Here is a 20,782-nt window from a genome sequence, read left to right as displayed (position 1 = left end):
CCCATGACCACTGCCGTACTGCCAAACGCCCCGACCGGCTACAGCGAAAGCGTCTGGGCGGCCCTGTTGCGCAACCCCTCGGCCTTGACTGGCGCGACCATGCTGGCCCTGGTGCTGACCCTGGCACTGCTGGCCGGCACGCTTTACCCCGGTGACCCGCTGGACATGGTTGCCATGCCGATGCTGTGGCCCGGCGACGATCCGGGCTACTTTCTGGGCAGCGACTCACTGGGCCGCGACGTGGCGGCCGGAATCGCCCACGGGGCCCGTGGCTCCCTGCTGATCGCCGCCAGCGCTACCCTGATCAGCGTGTTGATCGGCACCGTGGTCGGCGCCCTTGCCGGCTACCACGGCGGCAAGCTGGGGGATGTGCTGATGCGCATCTGCGAAGTGTTCCAGACCGTCCCCTCGTTTTTACTGGTCATCGTCATCGTCGCCATCGGCAACCCGACGCTGGGGGTCATCGCGCTGGCGATCGGTATCGCTTCATGGCCCACGGTGGCACGGCTGGTGCGCGCCGAATTCCGAACCCTGCGCGAAGCCGACTTTGTGACTGCCGCGCGCAGCCTGGGCTTCGGCAACAGCTCGATCATCCTGCGCGAAATCCTGCCCAATGCGCTCGCGCCATTGGTGGTCACCACCTCGATCCTGATCGCCCAGGCGATCCTGGTGGAAGCCGGGCTGGCCTTTCTCGGCATGAGCGACCCGAACCAGGCCAGCTGGGGCGCCATGCTCGGCAGTGGTCGAGAACAGATCGCCAGCGGCTGGTACCTCACCACCCTGCCGGGGCTGGCCATCATCTTCGTGGTGCTGGCCCTCAACCTTCTGGGCGACGGTCTTAACGACGCCCTCAACCCTCGCCTGCGACGGTATATCCCATGAGCCTGCTGGACGTACGCGGTTTGCGCGTGAGCTACGACAATGCCGACGCCGTCAAAGACCTGAGCTTCACCCTGCAAGCCGGCGAGACACTGGCGCTGGTGGGTGAATCCGGCTGCGGCAAATCCACCACGGCCCTGGCGCTGATGGGCCTGCTGCCGGACAACGCCCGGCTGGCCGGGCAGGTCTTGTTTGAAGGCCAGGACCTGCTGAGCATGGCGCCACGGCAGATGCGCCAGTTGCAGGGCAATGCGCTGGGGATGATTTTCCAGGACCCGCTGTCGAGCCTCAACCCGGTGCTGACCCTGGGCGAGCAAGTCGCCGAAAACCTGCTCGCCCACACCGACCTGACCCGTCGACAGGCCTGGAAGCGCGCCGAAGAGCTGTTTGCCCTGGTACAGCTGCCGCGCCCCGCTGCGCACCTGCACGAGTACCCGCAGCACTTGTCCGGCGGCCAGCGCCAGAGGGTGGTGATCGCCATGGCGATTGCCTGTCAGCCCCGGCTGTTGATCGCCGACGAGCCGACCACGGCGCTGGATGTCAGTGTCCAGGCACAAATCCTCGAACTGTTGGCGCGCTTGCGTGGCGAGCTGGGCATGGGCCTGCTGTTGATCACCCATGACCTCGGGGTGGTTGGCCAGCATGCCGACCGGGTCATCGTGATGCACGACGGTCACGCGCTGGAAAGCCAGCCGACCCGGGCCCTCATCGAACTCCCGCAACACCCCTACACGCGCGGCCTGTTGCAAGCCTCGCTGGGGGCCGAACATGACCAGCACTACCTGAGCAATCGCCTGGCTGAAATCAACGTCGAACGACAGCCCGGCCAGCCCACGCGTTACAGCGTCAACAGCAGCCACTATGGACCGGGGCGCAAGCCTCGGGCACCCGCCGGCAACCCGGCGTTGCTCAAGGTCAGCGACCTGACCACGGGCTACGGCGACAACACCGTGCTCAATCGCATCAGCCTTGAAGTGGGCGAGCGCGAGAGCGTGGGCCTGGTTGGCGAATCGGGCTGCGGCAAGTCGACCCTCAGCCGCACCCTGCTGCGCCTGCTGCCTGCCCGCAGCGGCAGTATCGAATTTGCCGGGCGTGATATCGCGACACTGGCAGGCCAGGACTTGCTGGCCTGGCGGCGTCAGGTGCAAATGATTTTTCAAGACCCCTATGCCGCGCTCAACCCGCGCCACAGTGTCGAGACCCTTCTCGACCGCGTGCAACGCCTGCACGGGCAGACCGATGCGCACCAGCGCCAGCAGGCCCGCCTGACGATGCTGGATGCCGTGGGGTTGGCGCGCAGCAGCCTGGCGCGCTTGCCCCATCAGTTTTCCGGTGGTCAGCGCCAGCGCATCGGCATTGCCCGGGCGCTGATCCTCAAGCCCCGGCTGGTGATCTGCGACGAGCCGGTGTCGGCGCTGGATGTTTCGACCCAGGCGCAGATCCTCAACCTGCTGGTGGAGCTGCGCGAAGAGCTGGGCCTGTCCTATTTGTTTATCTCCCACGACCTGTCGGTGGTGCGCTATTTCGCCGACCGCATCCTGGTCATGGAACAAGGGCAGATCGTCGAGCAAGCCACCCCGCAAACCCTCTGGCATTCACCCCGGCACCCCTACACCCGTCGCCTGCTGGCGGCGATACCCGGTGCTGCTGTGCCGCCCCCGGCCCTTCAACCCGTATCCGGCCTGCGCTTTGCCGTTGGCTGGTGAACCGCTCAATTCCAAGGAGCATGACATGTCGCAAATAGACTCAGCCTGGGGCGCCGTCCCGTCGGCGCGATACGAAGCACTGGCGGGCCGCTTTCGGCCGATCTTCGCGCAGATTCGTGAAGGGGCCGTGGAACGCGAACTGGAACGGCGCTTGCCGCTTCAGGAGTTGCAATGGCTCAAGGAGGCCGGCTTCACCACCCTGCGTGTACCCGTCGAATACGGCGGGGCCGGTGCCAGCCTGCCGGAACTGTTCAACCTGCTGATCGAACTGGCCGAGGCCGACTCCAACCTGGTGCAGTCGTTGCGCGGGCACTTCGGTTTTGGTGAAAACCTGCTCAACAGTCGCGACCCTGAATATCAGGGCGTATGGCTGGAGCGCCTGGGTCGTGGTGAAACCGTCAGCCCGGCGTCCGGCGAAGTGGGCAATGCCAAACAGCTTGAATTCGGCACCCGCCTGAGCCTGCACGGCGGCCACTGGCTATTGAGCGGCAGCAAGTTCTACACCACGGGTGCGCTGTATGCCGACTGGGTCGATGTCAGCGCCAACAACCCCGATGAACAGCGCGTATCGGTGACGGTGCGCACCAGCGACCCGGGGGTCGAAATCATCGACGACTGGAATGGCTTCGGCCAGACGCTGACCGCCAGCGGTACCGCGCATTTTCGCGAAGTGCCGGTGGACCCGCTCAATGTGATCCTGGCTGAAAACCGCTTTCGCTATTCACCGGCTTTTTTCCAGTCTGTGCACACGGCGACCCTGACCGGGATTGGCCGCGCGCTGGCCGAAGAAACCGCCGGGCACGTAGCCAGGCGCACCCGCAGCTTCAGCAGCGGCAATGCACCCCGTGTGGCCCACGACCCGCAAGTGCTGCAAGTGGTGGGCAACCTGCGCAGCGCGGCCTATGCCGCCGGGGCCATTGCGGCGCAGAACTTCCAGGCGCTGGAGCGGGCCCATCAAGCCCATTTGAACGATGACGAACAAGCCCTGAGCCACGCCGTGAATATTGCCGAACTGGAAGTGGCGCAGTCGCAAACCATTGTCTCGGACTTGATCATCAAGGCCAGTGGCGACCTGTTTGACGCACTGAGTGCGTCGGCCACCCTCAAGCCGCTGGGGCTGGACCGTTTTTGGCGTAATGCGCGCACGCTGTCCTCGCACAACCCGCGCATCTACAAGAGTCGCATCGTGGGGGATTTTGCGGTGAACGGCACACCGCCACCGGCGCAATGGCGCATTGGCGTGGCGTAGGATAAAAATCACGAAAAACCCGTTGTCGCTGCCGAAGGAACGAGGCTGCGATCGAGATGGTGCGCCACTGCGACGTAGCGGTCGCAAGACCGGTACACGCGGTATGCCTGATTAATCATGGAAGCCGACCTTACGACTGCTGCGCAGCCGGACGCAGCCTCGCACGGCTCGTCAGCGACTACAGATTCTCCACCAACTCCGTGTTGTAGTCGCTGACGAGTAGTACGAGGCTGCGATCGAGCGCGTAGCGGTCGCAAGACCGGTACACGCGGCGTGCCTGATTAACCGTGCAAGCTGACTTTACGACTGCATCGTCGCAGTGGCGCACCAAATCGATCGCAGCCTCGTTCCTTCGGCAGCGACTACAGGGGCAGGCCATTGGGCTCAATGACACACCAGCCCGTCGCCGATCTTCAGGCTGTCCACCAATAACGCGTTGCTGCGCAGCTCCCACGCACGGGTCTGCCCGCCACGGGCCTGCCAGTCGCGCAGCGCAGCATTGATCAACGCGCGGCTTTGCTTGTCGACCACCGGCAAGTAAACCCGTACATCGCTGCTTGCCTTCAACGTCTGGGGTAACAGCGCATAGAAGCGCCAGTCCGGTGACTGCGCCAGCGCCTGCAGACTGTGGCGCTCTTCAGCCAGCAGGTTGCAATCACCCGCCATAAACGCCACCGCGGCACGGATCGACGACACATAAGTGCGCAACTCGGCGCCCTGTTGCTGCAGGGTTTGCGCCCACGGACTCCCCACTGCCACGCATACACTTTGCTCACGCACAGGACGCACGGGCGCATTGCGCAAACCAATCAACGCACCCTCACGGTACTGCACCGGCAAATCCCGCAGGCTCGCCACCCGGTCGGCCGCAACCGGCAGTTTCAGACTGCCGGCGATGACCAGGTCGACACGGTCGTCATGCCACTGACCGTCCTGCGGTAAAGCCTGCAATTTCACCTTGAGGCCAAGGTAAGCCCCAAGGGCCTCGGCCAATTGACTGTCCAGCTCATCCGGCTCGGCAACCAGCGCCTCTTGCCCCAGGCTCGGACGTGGATAACTGCGCACACCCACACGCAACACCTGACGCTGTTCGGCCGCCTGCAACAGTGGCCCCCAGGGCATATCGCCCGGTGCCGCAGGCCATTGCCAGGCAAGTAGCGCCGCCACGCCAATACCCGCCGCCGCCAGCCACCTAACCACCGTGGCGCAAACCCCGGCGCCAGTAGGTAAAGCGCCGCTCCAGCAGGGCCAGCAAAAAGTTGAGCAGCAAACCCACCACAGCCAGCAGCAAAATACCTGCGTACATGCTGGGGATCTGGAACACCTCCTGGGAATTGAGGGTCAGAAAGCCCAGCCCCGAATGAGCGCCGATCATCTCCGCCGCCACCAGAGCCGTAATGCAATAAGCTCCCGCCAGGCGAATCCCGGTAAAGATCGACGGCGACGCCGCCGGCAGCACGATTTTGGTAAACAGAAACCAGCGGTTCGCGCCCATCGACAACGCCGAGTTGATCAGCAGCCCGTCGACCTGCTTCACGCCGCTGATGGTACTCAACAGGATCGGCCAGAACGACGCCCAGAAAATGATCGCGATTTTCGACAGTTCACCAATGCCCAGAAACAGAATGAACACCGGGAACAATGCCAGCGCCGAGGTCTGGCGAAAAAACTGCAGTAACGGATCGAGCACACTTTCGACCCGCGCAAACCAGCCCATCACCAGCCCCAGGCTGACCCCGCAAGCGATGGCCAGCAGCAACCCGGCAAAAGAGCGTAACAGGCTGGCGTGCAAGTGCTTGAGCAAATCACCGCTGCTGGCCAGGTCCAGCACTGCACCCAGCACCGCTGAAGGCGGGCTCAGGTAACCGGGATTGACCACCCCCAATTGCGGCAAGGCTTCCCAAAGGGCCAGGAACAGGACAATGCCCACCGAGCTGTCGATCACCCGCCGTGAAGTCAATTTAAAGCCCATGGTCATACTCCAATCCGATAACCACCCAGAGTCGCAATGCTCTGCCAGTTCTGATGCGTCGCCGCTGCTGCTGGCTCACGGGTTATGTCGGTCACTTCATCGCGCAGGGCCTCCCAGGCGCGCTGGCGATAGTGAATAAAGGCTTGGGTATTGCGCAGTTCAGGAAGGCGGGGGCGGGCCAGGTCGATATCGAAAATCTCTTTGATCCGCCCCGGACGCTGAGTCATCACCGCGACCCGGTCCGACAGGAAGATCGCCTCGTCCAGGCTATGGGTAATAAACACGATGGTCTTTTTGTGCGTGCCCCAGATGCGCAGCAATTCGCTTTGCAGGGTCTCGCGGGTTTGCGCGTCGAGAGCGGCGAAGGGTTCGTCCATCAACAGCACATCCGGGTTGTAGGCCAGCGAGCGGGCAATCGCCACGCGCTGGCGCATGCCACCGGACAACTCGTGGGGGTAGCGCGAGGCAAAACCGTTGAGCCCCACCAGTTCCAGGTATTCGCGGGCGGTTTCCAGTCGCTGTGCCTTGCCCACGCCGCGGATCTCAAGGCCCACGGCAATGTTGTCGAGCACCGTGCGCCAGGGCAGCAATGCATAGCCCTGAAACACCACGCCCTGATTGCGATTGATGCCCTGCAGGGGCTGGCCATCGACCAGTAGCTCGCCACCGGTCTTGTGCGCCAGGCCGGCAAGGATGTTCATAAAGGTGGATTTGCCACAGCCCGACGGCCCGAGAATGGACAGGAATTCACCTTCGCGTACCTGCAGGTCAAACCCCTCCAGTACCGGCACCCGCTCTGTTTGACCGGTCTCATCGAGTGACTGGAATTCCATGCTCAGGTCACGGGCGACGATCTTGTGTTCCGCCATCAGGCATGCCCCCGGGCGAACGGGTTGAATTCGTTGGTGTAGACGTCCTTGACGGCTATCGAACCTTTTTTGATCTTGCCTTCGTTTTCGAGGATATCGATGTAGTACTGAATCGGCGGCTCGGTCACCACAAGGTCATCGACATAGGCAAAGCGCTCCACCAGCTCAAGCTTCATGCCGATGCGCTCGGAGGTGATCTTGCGGGCGTCGTCAGGGTTGGCATTGACCCAGTTGGCGGCACGGGCGATGGCGTTGACCACATCGCGGGTGGCCTCCGGATGCTCGCGACTGAACTTGCCATACACGCTGTACGGCGCCATGCCGCCCAGCCCGCCATCCAGATCGTAGTCACTCCACAACTTGCGCAATGCCGGGTTATGTTCGGCACCGCCGGACGATGGCGGGTGAATGATTGCGATGTCGATATTGCCGGTGGCAAGGGTCTGCTCGGCCTGGTTGTCCGGCACCACGACCCAGTTGATCTTGTCGACGTTGACGCCCTGCTCGCGCAAGTATTTTTTGGTGACGAACTCAGCGCAGGCGCCAAAACTGTTGAAACCCACGGTCTTGCCTTCCAGATCCTTGGGCTTGACGATGCCTGAGTCATCACGCACGAAGTATTTCATGTGCGGAGCCTCTTGCAGGGTCTTGCCGCCAGCGGCTACTACCTTGAGGTCCAGACCACTGGCGATGGCTGAAATCACCAGCGGCACCATGCGCGAACCGAAGTCGATTTCGCCGGTGCCGGTCAATGGAATCACCTGCGGCGCGGCAATGCGCCCGATGTATTTTGGCCGTGCGCGAGTGCCTTCGAAATAGCCGAGGGAGTCGGCGACGTAGACCAGATCGAAGGACGGGTTGTCGGGGTATTTGAAGTCCACGACCTGATCAGCGCGACTCTTGATTACGGCTGCGCTTTTAGCGCCGCTGTCCTTTTTTTCGCAGCCGGGCAGCAGAATACCTGCAGCGCCGACCGCGCCCAGTACCGCGCAATTACGCAGGAATGCTCTTCTGTTGTTGATCGGGTTCATGCCCGCTCCTTGTGGATTGAGTGCTGCTGTTGTGGGAGCGGGCTTGCTCGCGATGGCATCACCGTGATTCGACAGGCAGATCGCAGCGCCTGCATCGCGAGCAAGCCCGCTCCCACAAGGGTTGGGTTGCCCGGATTCAGGCGGTTTTCAGGGTGTAGCGCGACTCAGGGCGAGTCAGGCCGTAGTGTTCGCGCAAAGTGCTGCCCGCATATTCACTGCGGAACAACCCGCGCTGGCGCAAGATCGGCAGCACTTCATCGAGGAACACTTCAAAGCCATCCGGGAATGCCGGCGGCATCACGTTGAAGCCATCGGCCGCACCGCTGCGGAACCACTCCTCAATCAAGTCGGCAATCTGTACCGGGGTGCCCACCGGCACCCAGTGCCCGCGCGCGCCCGCCAGGCGGTTGATCAACTGGCGCAAGGTGACGTTTTCGCGGTCGACAATATCGATGATCAGCTTGAAGCGGCTGGACTGGCTTTCAACACCCTCGAAGTTGATCAAATGGCGGGGAAACGGCGCATCCAGATCCTGCCCCGACAAGTCCACACCCAGCATGCGCCGCAACTGCCCCAGCGATACGTGGGGCAATACCAGTTCATTGAGTTCGTCGAACTTGCGCTGGGCTTCGGCTTCGGTGCTGGCGATATACGGGCTGATACCCGGAAGGATTTTCAGCTGGCGCGGGTCGCGCCCCGCAGCCCTGGCCCGGGCACGGATGTCGTTGGCAAATTCGGTGGCGCTGTGCAGGGTCTGGTGCGCGGTAAAAATCGCCTCGGCATGCCGAGCGGCAAAGTCCCGGCCATCCTCGGAAGAACCGGCCTGCACCTGCACCGGCCGCCCCTGTGGCGAACGCGGCGAGTTCAACGGCCCTTTGACCTTGTAGTAGGCCCCCACATGATTGATCGAGTGCACCTTGTCACTGTCGGCAAATACCCCGGCGGTTTTATCCAGCACCAGCGCGTCGTCTTCCCAGCTGTCCCAGAGGTCACCGACCACTTGCACAAACTCTTCGGCCTGAGCGTAGCGATCATGGGCCGAAGGGTGCTCATCAAGACCAAAGTTGGCGGCGGCGGCAGCCATTGACGTGGTGACAATGTTCCAGCCCGCACGGCCCTTGCTCAGGTGATCCAGCGCGCTGAACGAACGCGCCAGGTTGTAAGGTTCGCTGTAGGTGGTACTGGCCGTGGCGATCAGGCCGATGCGCTGGGTCACCGCCGCAATGGCCGCCAGCCAGGTCACCGGTTCGAAGCGGATACGCAGGCCTTCACGGCCGCTTTCGGCCAGTGACGGCGAGTCGGCAAAGAAAATCGCATCGAGTTTTTCCCGCTCGGCACGCAGCGCCAACTGCTGGTAATAGCCAATGTCCATGGACGACTCCGGCACTGACTGCGGATGGCGCCAGGCGGCTTCGTGATGGCCGTTGGGGTAGATAAACAGGTTGAGGCTGAGCTGACGTTCGGACATGTTCTGTTCTCTGAATTCAGGTAGCGGGGGTTCAATGCAGTTCGGCGAAGTCGCTCAGCACGTCGTCGCGCAGGGCGATAAAGTGGCTGTCGCTACGGTTGCGCGGGCGCGGCAGGTCGATATCGAGAATGCGGCGGATACGCCCGGGGTTGGGCTGCATGACCACCACGCGATCACCGAGGAACACAGCCTCGTCCACATCGTGGGTCACGAGGATCATGGTGATTTTTTCCTTGGCCCAAATGTTTTGCAGCTCGCCCTGCAAGCGCGCACGGGTCAAGGCATCGAGGGCGCCCAGGGGTTCGTCGAGCAACAGCACGCTGGGGCGGTTGACCAGCCCGCGGGCAATCGCCACACGCTGGGCCATGCCACCGGAAATCTGGTGCGGGTAGGCATCGATAAAGTCCTGCAGGCCTACCAGCTCGATGTGTTCGCGCACGGTGTCGCGCTTTTCCTTGGCGCTCAGTGGCGAGTTTTTCAACGCCACGGCAACGTTCTGTTCAACGTTGAGCCAGGGGAACAGGCGGTGGTCCTGAAACACGATGCCGCGCTCCAGCCCAGTGCCGTCAATGGGCTGGCCATTGAGCAGGATGCGCCCCTCGTACTCTTCGTCCAGGCCCAGAATCAGGCGCAGCAGGGTGGACTTGCCGCAACCGCTGGCGCCGACGATGCTGATAAATTCGCCAGGGGCGATGTCGAGCTGGATGTTGTCCAGGACCTGCAGTTGGCTGGTGCTGCCCGGTCGGGATGCAAAGCGCTTGCTGATGTTTTCCAGGGTCAGGCTGTTATTGAGCATGCTGCAATCCTTCTGAAAGTGTCGATCAACGCGGATCAATGCCGTACAGGCGTTGCATGCGTCGCTCAAAAATCCGCGCCAGGGCATTGAGGCTCCAGCCCACCAGGCCGATGACCACCATGCCGAACAGCACCAGGTCCATCATGAAATGCTCACTGCCATCGATCAGCGTGTTGCCAATCCCCTCCCCCGACACCAGCAGGTATTCGGCACCGATGGTGGCCAGCCACGAATACACCAGCGCCAGATACAGGCCGGTAAAGATCGACGGCAAGGCGGCAGGCAACATGACCCCGACGATGGTTTGCCAGCGGCTGAAGCGGTAGACCCGCGCCACTTCCAGCAGGTTGGGCGGCACATTGCGCAGGCCATCGCAGGTATTCACCACCACCGGCACCAGCGCCGCCAGTGACAGGAACACCACCTTGGCCACATCGCCCAGGCCAAACCACACCGAGATCAGCGGGATCCAGGCGAACAGCGAAATCTGTTTGAAGGTGTTGAAACTCGGGCCTACCAGGCGCTCGAAGGTGTGCGACAGGCCCAGCAGGCAACCCAGCACCAGGCCCAGGGTGGTGCCGATAAAAAAGCCGCTCAGGTTGCGCGTCAGGCTGGCGCTGATGGCCCGCCAGAACTTGCCCGAAGCGATCTGGTCCCAGGCCGTGGCCGCCACCTTCTCCGGTGAAACCAGCAGCCCGGACTGGCTCCAGCCCATATGTGAGGCCAGCCACCACAAGGCAACGACGCTGATCGGCAACACCCAGCCGCGATAGCGACGGCTGCTGCCATGACTGATAGCCAGTGCGCTGCTCATGACAGGCGCCCCGCTACCGGAACGCGGCCACGATTAAGGCGGCGCTCGGCGTAATCAAAGCCACGGTCGATCAACAGGCCGATCGCCCCGACCACCACCACGGCGGCCATCACCAGATCCAGCTGGAACAGTTGGCGACCATAAACAATCAGGTAGCCCAGCCCTTCGCTCGAGGCCACCAGCTCAACCACCACCAGCGACAGCCAGGCTTTGGTGAAGCCCAGGCGCAACCCGGTGAATAGCGTAGGAATGGCAGCAGGCAGGACAATGAAAATCACGCTCTGCCAACGACTGAAACCGTAAGCCCGCCCGGCTTCCAGCAAGCCCTGGGGCGCCTGTTTGAAAGCCTGCAGGGTGCACAGCGTGATCGGCACCATCGCCGCCTTGGCAATCAGCACGTACTTGAGCGGTTCGCCGATGCCAAACAGCAACAAGGCAAACGGCAGCCAGCCCAGCACCGGGATCTGCACAATGGCATTGAAGGTGGGCAGCAGATAATCCTCGACGGTTTTCGACAGTCCCATCGCCAGCCCCAGCGCCACACCAATCGCGCCTCCCAGGGCAAAGCCGACCACTACCCGCTGCAGGCTGGCGGCGGTATTTATCCACAGGTCGCCAGAAGCAAAGAGATCCGACAAGGTGTCGTAGACATAGCCTGGCGGCGGCAAGACCTGCTCTGACAGCCAGCCCTGCTCCACCCCCAGATACCACAGGCCCAGCAGAGTCAGCGGCAACAGCCAGGGCAAGGCCCGGTCACTCAGGGTCGTGGCCCAGGCCGAGGTGTGTGGCACTTCGACCTTGCGTACCGGGCGCGTCGGTGCGGGCGGCAAACGCTTGACGTTGTCCTTGGGTAACGCCGGTGCGTACTGCTGCGGTGTGACGGTCTGTGCCCTGGCCATATGCCTGGCTCCCTTGCTTGCTACAAAAACGGAATTCCTGTGGGATCTCCCATAGGGGTATGCAGTTACTTACCCGCTACCGTGTTGCCAGCAGGCTGCTTGCCATCCGCGCCATAGGCCGTCCAGAAGTTCTCCAGGCCTTTGGCCTTGAGGGCAGTTTGCAGGTAGCCGGGCTCAAACCAGCCCTCGATACTCACCGGGCGGCGGATCAGTTTTTCGTCCTTGGCCTGCTCCGCCACCGCCTGGTAGCGGCTCAGCAGAAAGGTGTCGATCAGCGGCGAATTCCTGTCCCGCAAACTCACCCCGGTAAAGTCAGCGCGCAGTGAGTCCACCGGGTCGTTGCTCTTGGCCCACTCGGCGAAAACTTCATCACGGTGGCCGTCTTCGGACGTCCATTTCGCCGCGTCTACCAGGGTGTCGACGACTTTTTGCACATTGGCCGGGTGTTCTTTCTCATAGGCACCACGCACCACCAAGGCGGTCTGACGGGTGTAACGCACATCCTGGTCCGGGTTGTCGTAAACGATATCGATCAGGCCTTTATCACGCAGCTTGAACAGTTCACGACCGCCGAAGGCTGCATCCACGCCATTGGAAACCAGCGCCGCCTGGGTACTGCCGGCATCCAGGTTGATCACCTTGATATCGCGCTCGGTCATACCGTGTGCTGCCAGCAGGTTGATCGACACCAAGTGCCCGTTGGTGCCGCGAAACACCGCGACCTTCTTGCCCTTAAGGTCTTCGATGGTCTTGATGTCAGAGCCCTTGGGCACCGCCAGATAGAGGTTGGCCCGCACCCCCAGGGCCGCCAGCAATTTGGTGTCCAGGCCGTTGGAGCGTCCAACCACCGCCGGCAGATCCCCCTGATACGCGAAGTCCAGCTGCTGATTGGACAAAGCCTCGTTGACCGCAGGGCCAGCGCCTTTGAAGAAGAACCACTGCACTTCGGTGCCCGTGCCAGCGAACGCTTTCTCCAGCAATTGCTGGTTACGCACGATGCCCAGCGGCGAGCCACTGAACGTGACCGGATCACCGCCACCGGCGCTCGCCACACCGACGCGCAACACATCGGCCTCGACCAGCGGTACTGCCATGACCGCCGCCAGCACGGCGGCAATACGGGTCTTGCGCAACAGGGCATTTACTTTGAATGTGGCCATGGGCAGGTCTTCCTTGAAGCAGTAAGGCGCGGCCCGTCAGGCGGCGAGGTGTTTTTTGTCGGCTTCGGTTTTCGGCGAGAGGGTGTCCGGGGTCGGTTTGAGCGCCTGGCTCAGGCGGCCGTCGACACCCACCGGTACATCGCCGTCGATGGTCGTGCGCCGCACGATGCGCTGGGCATCGCCGTAGTCGTTGATCGCAATATGCTGGGTGGCGCGGTTGTCCCAGATCACCACATCGCCTTCCTGCCAGCGCCAGCGCACGGTGTTGTCGACATGGGTAATGCGGTCATGGAACAAGCGAATCAGTTGCCTGGAATCGTTACTGCTGACGCCCTGAATCTCTTTGACAAAGTGGCCCAGGAGCAAACTCCTTTCGCCTGATTCCGGGTGAACGCGAACCAGCGGATGTTCGGTTTCATACACTTCGGCAGTGAACTGTTCGCGATAACGCTTGAGGCCGGATTCATCGGTACCGCGAGGCGTCGCATAGTCATAAACATTGGTGTGCAGGGCGCGCAAGTTGTCCGCAAGTTGCTTTAACGGCTCGGGCAAATCGTTATAAGCCGAAGCGGTATTGGCCCACACCGTATCGCCGCCATAGGGGGGAATCACCACACCGCGCAAGATGGAGATTTTTGGGTAATTGGCAACAAAGGTCACATCCGTGTGCCAGGAGTTGGCACGGGTCTCCTTGGCGTCGAGGTGCAGGATGGCAGCGCTTTTCTCGGCAGAACGTACGGTCGGGTGGGGCACCTGGTCGCCAAAGCGGCGGGAGAAGGCTTCGTGCTCGGCGTCGCTTAAATGCTGATTGCGAAAGAACAGGACTTTATATTTCAACAAGGCCTGATTAATAAACTCGAATGTTTCGGCACTGATATCACCGCCCAGTTTTACGCCTTCAAGTTGTGCGCCAATTCGACCCGCTACGGGTTTTACTTGAATAGTCATCGCCCCACTCCTGCTTCACGAGTTGTTGTGAACAGATCATAAAGGCATAAAAACTCAGGCAGCCAATCACTTTTTAATCTAACGATAGACGAGCACTTTTATAGAAGTAAGGTTGTTTAAAGGCCACTTAAAAGTTCTAAGTTATTTGGTTGTAAGGTCATAACCACTTCAATCATTCAGGCCGATGCCAATCATCCCCCTGCTGTGATATCGGCTGATCTGATACGACCCCCCTTGGCCCAATGCCTGCCCCCGCTTGCGCACGAGCGCAGGAACAAGACAGCGTTTGCCTGAGCCGAATCGACCCCCACCGTCATCCCGGTGTCATGGGGCTTTGTTTCCTTGACGGGCATTCAGCCTTCAAGGAGTCCCCATGATTCGCCCCACACTGCTGGCCCTCGCGCTTTTTTCCGTGATCAACAGCGCCGCTGCCGAACCTGCTGCGCCACTGCCCCACTCCCCCGGCGCACCTTATGCCGCCACAGGCCTGGCCGACCGGATCGTGCTGACCCCCGGAGCCGATCCGGCACGGGAAATGGCCGTTACTTTCCGCACCGATACCCGCCAGCAGGTCAGCCAGTTGCAACTGGCTCCCGCACTCGATGGCCCGCAACTGGCCAAGGCCGCGCATGAGGTCGAAGGCACGAGCATCAGTCTGGACAACGAGAACGGGCCAGCCTTGTTCCACCAGGTGCGTCTGCACGATTTGCAGCCGGGCACCGCCTATGTGTACCGGGTCAAGGGTAGCGACGGCTGGAGCGAGTGGTTGCAGTTCCACACTGCGGCCGAGGGCTTCAAGCCGTTCAACTTCATCTACATGGGCGACGTGCAGAACGACATTCTGTCCCTGGCTTCACGCAGCATTCGCCAGGCCTTGCAGAGCGTGGCCACCCCCGCATTGATCGTGCATGCCGGTGACCTGGTGTCGCAGCGCGAAGACCTGGTGCACGACGACCAATGGGGTGAATGGAACCAGGCAGGCGGATACAACTACGCGATGATCCCTCAGGTACTGGCCGCCGGTAACCACGAATACCTCGACGGCCTCAACCCCGACGGCAGCGAAACCCGCACTCTGGGGCCGCACTGGAGCCGCCAGTTCGCCCTGCCGCAAAACGGCGTCGAAGGGGTGAAGGACACCACTTATTTTGTCGACTATCAGGGTGTGCGGTTTATCGTCCTTGATGGCACCTCGGCGCTCGATATGGGCACCCTTGATCAACAGACCCGCTGGCTTGAGCAAAGCCTTAAAAACAGCCCTGCGCGCTGGAATATTGTGGTCACTCACCAGCCTGTATTTACCTGCGCCCGCCCTGAAGATACCGAGCCGTTGAAGCTCAACTGGAAGCCCTTGTTCGAGCGCTACGCCGTGGATCTGGTGCTGCAGGGCCATGACCACTGTTATAGCCGCGTGACCCACGAGGCCGGGCGCGTTGCGGCCAAAGCCGCACGGGCTGGCGGCAAGGTTCAGGGCCCGGTGTATATGGTGTCGGTGGCCGGATCGAAAATGTACGGGCTCAATGACCGTGCGCATCTGCAACCGGACCGCAGTGCCGAAGAAACCCAGCTGTACCAGACCGTCGACGTGCAGGATTCGAGGCTCAAGGTGCGCAGCTACACCGCGGCCGGCAAGCTGTATGACGCCTTTGACCTGGAGCGCGACGGCAAAAACCGTAACCACCTGCGCGAGCCGGTGAAAAACCTGCCCGCCGAACGCGCCTGCACGCAAACGGCTGGCCCCGACGGTTTTGCCTGCAGCTCAAGGGCCAAATAACCCGCTCCCACAATGAGTGGCTGGGGCCGGGGCCTGGTTGATCAGGTAATCGGCGCCGGGTTGAACAGGGTGATGTCATTGTGCAGTTTGTGCTGCTCGGCCCAGGTGTGTTGTTTGCCGCTGGCCACGTCCAGGTAGTAGTGGAACAGCTCCCAGCCCAGTTCTTCGATGCTCGCCCGCCCGGTAGCGATGCGCCCGGCGTCGATATCGATCAGGTCCGGCCAGCGCCGCGCCAGCTCAGTGCGGGTCGAGACTTTCACCACAGGGGCCATTGCCAACCCATAAGGCGTGCCGCGCCCGGTGGTGAACACATGCAGGTTCATACCAGCGGCCAGTTGCAAAGTACCGCAGACAAAATCGCTGGCAGGCGTGGCACAAAAAATCAGGCCCTTGCCCTTGACCCGCTCGCCCGGCCCCAGCACCCCATTGATTGCGCTGCTGCCGGATTTGACGATGGAACCCAGGGATTTTTCGACGATATTCGACAAGCCGCCTTTCTTGTTGCCCGGCGTGGTGTTGGCGCTGCGATCCGCCTCACCCTTGGCCAGGTAACGGTCGTACCAGTCCATTTCGCGCACCAGTTCACGGGCGACGGTTTGGGTTTCGGCACGGGAGGTCAGCAAGTAGATGGCGTCACGCACTTCGGTGACTTCGGAAAACAGCACCGTGGCCCCCGCTCGCAACAGCAGGTCCGAGGCATAGCCCAACGCCGGGTTGGCCGTAATCCCGGAGAACGCATCGCTGCCACCGCATTGCATGCCCAAAATCAGCTCGGACGCAGGCACGCTTTCGCGGCGACGTTGATCGAGCTTTTTCAAACGTACCTCGGCCAGCGCCATGATCTGCTCGATCATTTCGCCAAAGCCGTGGCTGGAGTCCTGCAGGCGGTACAGCCACGGCTCGCTCAAATCCACCGAACTGTCGTTGTCATGCATCACTTGGCCTGCCTGGAGTTTTTCGCAGCCCAGGCTGATCACCAGCGCTTCGCCCCCCAGGTTGGGGTTGCGCGCCAGGTTGCGCACGGTGCGGATCGGGATATAGGCGTCGGTAGCACTGATCGCCACGCCGCAACCGTAACTGTGGGTCAAGGCCACCACATCATCGACACGGGGGTAAAGAGGCAGCAACTCGTCCTTGATGCGCTTGACCGCATGATCGAGCACACCGGTTACGCACTGCACAGTGGTGGTAATGCCGAGGATATTGCGCGTACCGACGGTACCATCAGCGTTGCGATAACCCTCGAAGGTATAGCCCTCAAGCGGCGCTTGAGGTGCAGGAACATCGGTGGCCAGTGGCAGGCTGTCGAGAGGCGGGGCGGTGGGCATGCGTAACTGGTCCTCATTGACCCAACTGCCCCGCGCAATGGCTTGCAGGGCGTAGCCAATCACCTGACCGTAGCGGATCACCTCGCCCCCCTCGGCAATATCGACCAGCGTGACCTTGTGGCTCTGGGGTACAAAATCCAGGGTCACCAGCCCGTCGGCAAACACAGTGCCCGCCGGTACGCCCTGGTCATTGACCACCACCGCGACGTTATCCCGCGGGTGCAAGCGGATCGAGCGCGGCGAATCGGAATGTTCAATCAACGTCATGACGCCGCTCCTCAACTATGGACAGGTAAAATATCAGCGATTTTCGGGTCGCTGGTCGGTGGCTCTTTAAGTACCACACGCTTGATCGGCCCTACGATCACCAGGTAGCTGAAGACCGCCACCAGTGCGTTGCAACCGACAAATACCAGCGCCCATTTGAACGAGCCCGTGGCGCTGATGATGTAGCCGATGACGATAGGGGTGGTGATGGAGGCGATGTTACCGAATGTATTGAACAAGCCGCCGCTCAGGCCGGCGATCTGCTTGGGCGAGGTGTCGGAAACCACAGCCCAACCCAGTGCGCCTACGCCTTTGCCGAAGAATGCCAGGGCCATAAAGCCCACCACCATCCATTCGATGTCCACATAGTTACAGGCCACGATGCTACTCGATACCAGCAGACCCGCGATGATCGGTGCCTTGCGGGCAAAGGTCAGGGAATGGCCCTTGCGCAGCAGGTAATCGGAAATGACCCCGCCCAGCACTCCGCCGATAAACCCGCAGACCGCCGGCAAAGAGGCAATAAAGCCGGCCTTGAGGATGGTCATGCCGCGCTCCTGCACCAGATACACCGGGAACCAGGTCAGGAAGAAATAGGTGATGCCATTGATGCAGTACTGACCCAGGTAAACACCGAGCATCATGCGATTGGTCAGCAGTTGGCGTATGTAGTCCCACTTGGGACCGTCGGCCTTTTTGCCTTTCTGTTCCATGTCGACCATACCGCCGTTGTCGGCGATGTGCTTGAACTCCGCTTCGTTGATGCGTGGATGCTCACGCGGGCTGTAGATCACCTTGAGCCAGATGCCCGAGAAGACGATGCCGAATACGCCCATCACGATAAATACGTGTTCCCAGCCGTAGGAATAAACGATCCAACCCATTAGCGGTGCGAACAGCACGGTGGCGAAATACTGCGCCGAGTTGAAAATCGCCGACGCCGTACCCCGTTCGGCGGTGGGGAACCAGGCGGCCACGATGCGGGCGTTGCCGGGAAAGGACGGCGCTTCGGCCAGCCCCACCAGAAAACGCAGCATAAACAGCGCAACCACGGCCGTGGACATGCCGAATTCACCGACAAAGCCTTGCAGCACGGTGAACAGGGACCAGGTGAAGATGCTCAGGGCATAGACTTTTTTCGAGCCGAAACGGTCGAGCAGCCAGCCGCCGGGGATTTGCCCGGCCACGTAGGCCCAGCCGAATGCGGAGAAGATGTAGCCCAGGGTCACGGCGTCGATGCCGAGGTCTTTTTGCAGGCTGGAGCCCGCGATGGCGATAGTGGCACGGTCGGCATAATTGATCGTGGTCACCAGAAAAAGCATGAGCAAAATCAAATAACGGACATGCGTCGGCTTGGTCGCTTGCATGTAGTACTACTCCCACTGATTATTTTTATGCGCGGGTGAATCTATTTTGGCTGTTGCTGACGGGTGGAACTTATGTGGGAGCTGCGTGAGCCACCGATCGTATTCCTTTACGTAAAAAGCCGCTGATTACTCAGCGGCTTGATCATTGCTTACTGCGGGCCTTGCTTGTCGATCAGGGCGGCCAGAGCTTCATACTCGTCCGGCAGCAGATCGGTCAGCGGGGTACGCACCGGGCCTGCGCCGTAACCGGAAATGGTTGCACCGGCCTTGACGATACTGACCGCGTAGCCGGCTTTGCGGTTGCGGATATCCAGGTACGGCAGGAAGAAGTCGTCGATGATCTTGCCCACGGTGGCGTGATCTTCACGGGCCACTGCGTGGTAGAAGTCCATCGCGGTTTTCGGGATGAAGTTGAACACCGCCGAGGAGTACACCGGCACGCCCAGCGCCTTGTAGGCCGCAGCGTAGACTTCGGCGGTCGGCAGGCCACCCAGATAGCTGAAGCGATCACCGAGGCGGCGACGGATCGACACCATCAACTCGATATCACCCAGGCCATCCTTGTAACCGATCAGGTTGGGGCAGCGTTCGGCCAGACGCTCCAGCAGCGGCGCGGTCAGGCGGCAGACGTTGCGGTTGTAGACGATCACGCCGATTTTTACCGACTTGCACACCGCCTCAACGTGGGCGGCAACGCCGTCCTGGCTGGCTTCGGTCAAGTAATGTGGCAACAGCAACAGACCTTTGGCGCCCAGGCGCTCGGCTTCTTGAGCGTATTCGATGGCCTGGCGGGTCGAACCGCCGACACCGGCGAGGATCGGCACGCTGGTGGCACAGGTATCAACTGCGGTCTTGATCACTTGTGAGTATTCGCTGGCAGCCAGGGAGAAGAACTCACCCGTACCACCGGCTGCGAACAGGGCCGAAGCGCCATACGGGGCCAGCCATTCCAGACGCTTGATGTAACCCTCACGGTGAAAATCACCTTGAGCATTGAAGTCGGTTATCGGAAAGGACAACAGACCGGAAGAGAGGATGGACTTCAGTTCTTGTGGATTCATTATTCGAACACCCTGGGAGCACGTTGTGATGAGAAATGCGTTAGCGCTTCGTTACGTCGTACGTCATCGTACAACTTAACAAGGGAACGTCAATCTCATTTCTTGAAATCGTGCCTGGCTTGGGGCAAATCAGCTTCGATAAAAACGAAAATGCCCGTCTAGTACGGGCTCTGGGTGCGGTGCGCAGAATTTAAATTTAATTTTTAAAAGAGACCGGTTGTCCGAGAACAATCAGAAATCTGTAGATACTCTGTTGCAAGTCAAGCCCAACCAAAAGCCCCTCACCCTAGCCCTCTCCCGGAGGGAGAGGGTTGGGGTGAGGGGCTTTGAGCCATCACTTTCTCCCCAACTTGTAGCCGCTTTGCTCCTCAACGGCTACACGTCGGGAGCGCCCTACCCGCGCTGCGCCTCTGCTTCCTCGTGGGCATGACGCAGGCGCTCGCGGCTGTTGGTCAGGTGCAGACGCATGGCCGCACGGGCCGCTTCCGAATCCTGACGAGCAATGGCCTGGTAGATTTCTTCGTGTTCGCGGTTGAGCCGGTTCATGTACTGCTGCTGGTCATCATGGGCCAGACGCGCCGAATTGAGGCGGGTACGCGGAATGATGCTGGTGCCCAGGTGAGTCATGATGTCCGTGAAGTAGCGGTTGCCGGTCGACAGCGCAATCTGCAAGTGGAACTGAAAATCCGAGGCCACTGCATCGCCATTACGGGCAGTGTTTTCGTTCAAGGCATCCAGTGCGGCACGCATTGCGCCCAGCTGTTCGGCACTGCGCCGCTGCGCTGCCAGCCCGGCAGACTCAACTTCCAGGCTGATACGCAACTCAAGAATCGCCAGCACATCGCGCAGAGTAACGACGGTTGCCGGGTCGATGCGAAAACCGCTCGGGCTCGGTGTATCCAGCACAAAGGTACCGATGCCGTGCCGCGTCTCGACTTGCCCTGCGGCCTGCAGTCGGGAAATCGCCTCGCGTACCACCGTACGGCTTACACCATGAGCCTCCATGATTGCCGACTCGGTGGGCAACTTGTCACCGCGCTTGAGCATGCCGTCGCGAATCTGCTCGGACAGCACCGTCACCAACTCTTGCGCCAGGCTGCGGCGCTTGCGAGGGAGGCGGGGTACGTCGTTGTGGTTTTCCATGGTGAACATTTTTCTCGAAATCAATGGGATCGAAAGCAGGTTTTTAAAGCA

18 protein-coding genes are annotated in these 20,782 nt (G+C 61.1%); 4 read left to right on the top strand and 14 right to left on the bottom strand.

The window, feature by feature from the left end; all coding sequences use genetic code 11:
• The first annotated feature begins 3 nt into the window (after positions 1–3).
• Genes CJU81_RS16635 through CJU81_RS16625 form a run of 3 tightly spaced genes read left to right on the top strand, consistent with a single transcriptional unit; the run spans position 4 to position 3,834 of the window.
• Positions 4–882, top strand: a complete 879-nt coding sequence (locus CJU81_RS16635; RefSeq protein ID WP_095037516.1) for an ABC transporter permease — start codon at positions 4–6, stop codon at positions 880–882.
• Positions 879–2,585 carry a dipeptide ABC transporter ATP-binding protein gene (locus CJU81_RS16630; RefSeq protein WP_095037515.1) on the top strand — a complete coding sequence of 569 codons (1,707 nt, stop codon included), beginning with the start codon at positions 879–881 and terminating at the stop codon, positions 2,583–2,585. The genes CJU81_RS16635 and CJU81_RS16630 overlap by 4 nt, the downstream gene beginning before the upstream one ends.
• A 25-nt stretch (positions 2,586–2,610) precedes the next feature.
• Entirely contained in the window at positions 2,611–3,834 is a 1,224-nt protein-coding gene (locus CJU81_RS16625; protein ID WP_095037514.1) for an acyl-CoA dehydrogenase family protein, read from the top strand.
• 384 nt (positions 3,835–4,218) lie between these two features.
• On the opposite strand, the gene CJU81_RS16620 is transcribed toward CJU81_RS16625, so the two are convergent.
• The 10 genes from CJU81_RS16620 to CJU81_RS16575 all read right to left on the bottom strand — a co-directional run bounded on the left by CJU81_RS16620 (position 4,219) and on the right by CJU81_RS16575 (position 13,791).
• Positions 4,219–5,034 (bottom strand): ABC transporter substrate-binding protein, encoded by an 816-nt coding sequence (locus tag CJU81_RS16620; RefSeq protein WP_254924890.1) that lies wholly within the window; start codon positions 5,032–5,034, stop codon positions 4,219–4,221.
• Positions 5,027–5,806 carry an ABC transporter permease gene (locus CJU81_RS16615; protein WP_095037512.1) on the bottom strand — a complete coding sequence of 260 codons (780 nt, stop codon included), beginning with the start codon at positions 5,804–5,806 and terminating at the stop codon, positions 5,027–5,029. The genes CJU81_RS16620 and CJU81_RS16615 overlap by 8 nt, the downstream gene beginning before the upstream one ends.
• Before the next feature lie 2 nt (positions 5,807–5,808).
• A complete protein-coding gene (locus tag CJU81_RS16610) occupies positions 5,809–6,675 on the bottom strand; it encodes an ABC transporter ATP-binding protein (RefSeq protein ID WP_095037511.1) in 867 nt (288 codons plus the stop codon).
• A complete protein-coding gene (locus CJU81_RS16605; protein WP_095037510.1) occupies positions 6,675–7,706 on the bottom strand; it encodes an ABC transporter substrate-binding protein in 1,032 nt (343 codons plus the stop codon). Before CJU81_RS16605 ends, CJU81_RS16610 begins: the two co-directional genes overlap by 1 nt.
• 136 nt (positions 7,707–7,842) lie before the next feature.
• Positions 7,843–9,174, bottom strand: coding sequence for an LLM class flavin-dependent oxidoreductase (locus tag CJU81_RS16600; protein WP_095037509.1), 1,332 nt, complete (start codon positions 9,172–9,174; stop codon positions 7,843–7,845).
• A gap of 31 nt (positions 9,175–9,205) precedes the next feature.
• Positions 9,206–9,970 carry an ABC transporter ATP-binding protein gene (locus CJU81_RS16595; RefSeq protein ID WP_095037508.1) on the bottom strand — a complete coding sequence of 255 codons (765 nt, stop codon included), beginning with the start codon at positions 9,968–9,970 and terminating at the stop codon, positions 9,206–9,208.
• Between the two features lie 25 nt (positions 9,971–9,995).
• Positions 9,996–10,784, bottom strand: a complete 789-nt coding sequence (locus CJU81_RS16590) for an ABC transporter permease (protein ID WP_016783501.1) — start codon at positions 10,782–10,784, stop codon at positions 9,996–9,998.
• A complete protein-coding gene (locus CJU81_RS16585; protein WP_095037507.1) occupies positions 10,781–11,683 on the bottom strand; it encodes an ABC transporter permease in 903 nt (300 codons plus the stop codon). Before CJU81_RS16585 ends, CJU81_RS16590 begins: the two co-directional genes overlap by 4 nt.
• Positions 11,684–11,748: 65 nt before the next feature.
• Positions 11,749–12,843 (bottom strand): ABC transporter substrate-binding protein, encoded by a 1,095-nt coding sequence (locus tag CJU81_RS16580; RefSeq protein WP_095037506.1) that lies wholly within the window; start codon positions 12,841–12,843, stop codon positions 11,749–11,751.
• Between the two features lie 36 nt (positions 12,844–12,879).
• Positions 12,880–13,791: a TauD/TfdA dioxygenase family protein gene (locus CJU81_RS16575; RefSeq protein ID WP_095037505.1), complete on the bottom strand. Its 912-nt coding sequence runs from the start codon at positions 13,789–13,791 to the stop codon at positions 12,880–12,882.
• Between the two features lie 373 nt (positions 13,792–14,164).
• Between CJU81_RS16575 and CJU81_RS16570 the strand changes: the two genes are divergently transcribed.
• On the top strand, positions 14,165–15,565 hold the full coding sequence (locus CJU81_RS16570) for a purple acid phosphatase family protein (RefSeq protein ID WP_176464860.1): 1,401 nt from the start codon (positions 14,165–14,167) through the stop codon (positions 15,563–15,565).
• A gap of 41 nt (positions 15,566–15,606) precedes the next feature.
• On the opposite strand, the gene garD is transcribed toward CJU81_RS16570, so the two are convergent.
• From garD to CJU81_RS16550, 4 genes are all read right to left on the bottom strand, one after another.
• Complete coding sequence (garD, locus tag CJU81_RS16565) at positions 15,607–17,160, bottom strand: galactarate dehydratase (RefSeq protein WP_095037504.1); 1,554 nt, start codon at positions 17,158–17,160, stop codon at positions 15,607–15,609.
• 11 nt (positions 17,161–17,171) lie between these two features.
• The gene (locus CJU81_RS16560) at positions 17,172–18,527 is read right to left on the bottom strand and encodes an MFS transporter (protein WP_095037503.1); all 1,356 of its coding nucleotides are present in this window, start codon (positions 18,525–18,527) and stop codon (positions 17,172–17,174) included.
• A 149-nt stretch (positions 18,528–18,676) separates the two neighbouring features.
• Entirely contained in the window at positions 18,677–19,588 is a 912-nt protein-coding gene (gene kdgD, locus CJU81_RS16555; RefSeq protein ID WP_095037502.1) for a 5-dehydro-4-deoxyglucarate dehydratase, read from the bottom strand.
• A 393-nt stretch (positions 19,589–19,981) separates the two neighbouring features.
• Entirely contained in the window at positions 19,982–20,731 is a 750-nt protein-coding gene (locus CJU81_RS16550) for a FadR/GntR family transcriptional regulator (RefSeq protein ID WP_095037530.1), read from the bottom strand.
• Positions 20,732–20,782 lie beyond the last annotated feature (51 nt).

This window comes from Pseudomonas fragi (assembly GCF_002269505.1).
Lineage (GTDB): Bacteria > Pseudomonadota > Gammaproteobacteria > Pseudomonadales > Pseudomonadaceae > Aquipseudomonas > Aquipseudomonas fragi_D.
This window is presented reverse-complemented; position numbering and strand designations above follow the sequence as displayed.